Source organism: Terriglobus sp. YAF25 (assembly GCF_052113305.1).
Classification (GTDB): Bacteria; Acidobacteriota; Terriglobia; order Terriglobales; family Acidobacteriaceae; genus Terriglobus.
Genome location: NZ_JBFRCY010000496.1, coordinates 1 through 3,544, shown reverse-complemented (window position 1 = coordinate 3,544; position 3,544 = coordinate 1). Strand labels below are relative to the sequence as shown.

Here is a 3,544-nt window from a genome sequence, read left to right as displayed (position 1 = left end):
CGACCTTTCTTGAGCCGCGAGATTATGAGGAGTATCTTGCGCCTTCGGAAAGACCGCCTGTTCATCTGCTCCGCATTCTTCCAGCGTCAAAGATGAAAGCTCGCTTAGTGGACGCAACACCGATCAGCAATCAACAAGTGAACCTTTTCGATAGCCAATGACTGGCAACAAGGTATTCATGAGGCTTTGAGTTTCAGCTCGGCCGCGATGACATCCAGATTCTGTGCGTCGAGCGATGCGACGTGTTCGAGCGCAACATGGTAGTCGGCATAGAACGCTTTGAAGACATCCTCAGGTGTAGAATTGCGCACAATATTCACGACTTCGTTCGTTGCCAGGGTCCGGTGCGGCGTAATCTCTTTTCCGTCGGCTTCGAGCCAGATTTCCGATTGGCCGTGATTGATTTGCTTTGCTTGCAGAAGAGTCTTGGCAGCCATGCGTCAAGTTTACAAGCGGCTGTTTCGAACATGGCACGCCGGCTATGTTCCCGTCCGGCATCGGTCGCGACTTGCACGATGGTTTCCAGATCAACGGTCTTTGCCAGGAGCAAGCCCGGAATCAAACCCCTTTGACAATCGAACATTCGTTAGCTCTGGCCGTTGTGAGGTAGAAGCCTAGTCGGTCTCCCATGTTCGAAAAACCTGTTCATAGACTTCCATGTCGATACGCTTGCCCTTGAAGACCACGCCCTCTGCTTCCAAACGTCGGCGCTGTTCCAGTGCAGCGTCTCCACGGAGCTTGATCTCACCGCCGGAACCGACAACCCTCTGCCAGGGAATGCTTAGACCGATTTCTCCTCTAAGAAACTTCGCTACGGCGCGATGGTAGAGAGGATAGCCAGCTGCTGTAGCAACCTTGCCATAGGTCGAGACTCGCCCTTTTGGTATGGAACGGATCATCTTATAGAAAGCCTGGTCCCGCTCCTGGCTTGAGCTGAGCGCCGAACGATTGAGACGGCGCTTGAGTTCTCCCGGAAGACTTGCGTACCTCATACAAAAAGAATAACTGCCCGCGCTTGTAGAAGGCGTCCTCCCGTGTATCCAGGAGACATAAGCGACATGCAGACGGTGCAAGCGTGGGCAGACAAAAGCGCATGGGAGAAGGGCGCGATCCCCGCACATGGTTTGTGAATCCAATACTCAGGTAGCACTTATGGAACAGGCAAGGTTGTTCGGCGGATCGCAAAGCAGAGAGGGTCTCGAACCCGAAGGTTTTCGGTATGAGGAGAACTTCATTACCGATGAGGAAGAACGAGGTTTACTCGAAGCACTTGGCCTCCTTGATCTGAAGCCGTTCGAGTTTCATGGCCACATCGGGAATCGACGTGTAACCAGCTTTGGACTCAAATACAATTTCAGCCGCCGCGCGGTGGAAACGGCTTCAGACATCCCGCCATTCCTTGCCGACTTGCTTCCTCGTGTCGCGAGCTTCGCCCGGTATGAGCAGCACGCATTTCGACAGGTTGGCGTCAACGAGTACCGCGCCGGAGCGGGTATCGGTTGGCACAAAGATAAAGCGGAATTTGGTGTCATCGTTGGATTGTCCTTAGGAGGGCCTGCGACAATGCGGTTCCGCAAACCACGGGGTAAGACCTGGGAGCGGGTGTCTCATGAAGTGCAACCGCGTTCCATCTACATCCTGGCGGGAGAGGCCCGCACGGAGTGGGAGCACAGCATCCCGGAGGTAAGCGACCTTCGGTACTCGATTACCTTTCGAACGCTCGCAGACTCGCTCCGAAAGTAGGCTCACCGACTTCATTCGCCGGGACGGGCTTTGCTCTTGCCCGGGGTCACGACGAGCCAGCCGAAACACGATGCAAGCAACAGCGACCCCGACGCAACCCAGAGGACAGTTCGATACGCATGGACGAAGGACTGGGTGATGGCATGCATCGCGCGGTCATCCGGCACCTTCATCGCAGCAAGCTGCAGATGGTTCGCTTGAATTTCAGCCAGCATCTCAGGCGGCAGCGAGAGGGACGCAAGTCGATCGTGGAGGGCGTGCACAAAGACCGTCACCAGAAGCGCACCAAAGGCCGCAACCGCGAGGAGCGAAGCCAACCGGGATACTGCGTTATTGATGCCGGAGGCGACGCCCGCATTGGACTTGGGGACTGCGTTCATCACGGTCGTGGTCAGAGGAGCCACTGTGACCGTCATCCCCAAGGACATCACGAGCACCGCCGGCAGGAACGATCTCCAATAGTGACCTTCCTGCGGTGCCAGGGCGAACATCGCAAAGCCCACCGAGGTGAGCAGTGGCCCAACAGTCAACGGAAGGCGGGAGCCGAAGCGTTCTACGAGGCGTCCTGCCCACCGCGACAACAACAGCATGGTGACGATGAACGGAGAAAACGCCGCGCCCGCTTGCGTCGTGGAGTAGTGCTGAATCTGAATCAGATCCAACGGAGTGAAAAACAGCAGTGCGCCCAGTGGGGCGTAGACAAAGAACGTGAGCAAGTTGGCGCCGGTGAAGTTGCGTGATTGAAATAGGGCGAACGGAAGCATCGGCGCGGGTGTGTGCTCTTCCAGGTAGCCGAGGCTCGCAAGGGCAATCGCTCCGAGCACTGCAATCGCCCCCAACAGAAGATGGCTCGCGCCGGATGGCCACTCGATCAGTGCATAAGTGATGCTGCCCAGTCCCACCGTGGTCAGGAGGGCCCCCAGCCAGTCGAGGCTGCCCGTCGCATCCTCGTTCCGCGCTTCGGGGATTTTCACGCAAAGCGCCAATACCGCCAACGCAAACGGGATGTTGAGGAAAAAGACCCAGCGCCAACTGAAATGCTGGATCAACCATCCGCCCGCAACCGGCCCAAGCGCCGCGGTGACCGCCGAAAATCCCGACCAGGTGCCAATGGCACGCCCGCGTTCGCTCTCGGGGAAGGTTGCTGTGATGAGCGCGAGACTGCCGGGCACCAGCAGGGCCGCCCCAATTCCTTGGATCGCGCGTGCGCCGATGAGCCATGGAATGTTCACTGCCACACCGCAGGCAATGGACGAAATCGCGAAAAGAAGGATGCCGTAGACGTAAATCTTCTTTCGTCCATAGCGGTCTCCCATCGAACCGCCCACCAACAGCAGTGAAGCAAGCGTGAGCGCGTAAGCCTCCACAACCCATTGCACACCAGACATATTGGTCCGGAACGTTTGTTGCAGCGCTGGCAGCGCGAGATTCACGACCGTCCCATCGAGAAACGCCATGCTCGAACCGAGGATGGTTGCCAGCAGCACGAGCCGAGCGGTCACGGATCTGGGTGAACTGTTGTCAGACATAAGGAAAGTTCTCAACACAGCTATCGTGGCTTGTCTGCGTGCCGAAACGCAATCTTCTGCAGGAAAAACAATCCCTGCCTCTTACATGCAACCTCGTGATTCAGGGAGAAGCTACGCTCCTCGCCTGTCTCCAGCCGCGTTCCACGTCTTCCGCCACCCACCACAGCGGCCTGTTCCTGCCGCAACGCGACCCTGAAATCCTGCGTGCTTGATGCACGCAAATAAGGAAACCAAGCCTCGCTAGGGGCTCTGCCCCACGCGCTCTGCAAGGC

Annotated in this window: 4 protein-coding genes; 1 reads left to right on the top strand and 3 read right to left on the bottom strand. The window is 57.3% G+C overall.

Annotated features, from left to right (window positions below):
• Nucleotides 1–176: 176 nt before the first annotated feature.
• Together AB4043_RS18740 and AB4043_RS18735 are read right to left on the bottom strand one after the other, a co-directional pair.
• Nucleotides 177–437: a hypothetical protein gene (locus AB4043_RS18740; protein ID WP_442299668.1), complete on the bottom strand. Its 261-nt coding sequence runs from the start codon at nucleotides 435–437 to the stop codon at nucleotides 177–179.
• A 177-nt stretch (nucleotides 438–614) separates the two neighbouring features.
• Entirely contained in the window at nucleotides 615–992 is a 378-nt protein-coding gene (locus AB4043_RS18735; protein ID WP_442299666.1) for an MGMT family protein, read from the bottom strand.
• Between the two features lie 160 nt (nucleotides 993–1,152).
• On the opposite strand from AB4043_RS18735, the gene AB4043_RS18730 reads away from it, so the two are divergent.
• Nucleotides 1,153–1,743, top strand: coding sequence for an alpha-ketoglutarate-dependent dioxygenase AlkB (locus AB4043_RS18730; protein WP_442299664.1), 591 nt, complete (start codon nucleotides 1,153–1,155; stop codon nucleotides 1,741–1,743).
• Between the two features lie 11 nt (nucleotides 1,744–1,754).
• Here AB4043_RS18730 and AB4043_RS18725 read toward each other — a convergent pair whose 3' ends face one another.
• On the bottom strand, nucleotides 1,755–3,230 hold the full coding sequence (locus tag AB4043_RS18725) for an MFS transporter (protein ID WP_442307757.1): 1,476 nt from the start codon (nucleotides 3,228–3,230) through the stop codon (nucleotides 1,755–1,757).
• Nucleotides 3,231–3,544: the final 314 nt, after the last annotated feature.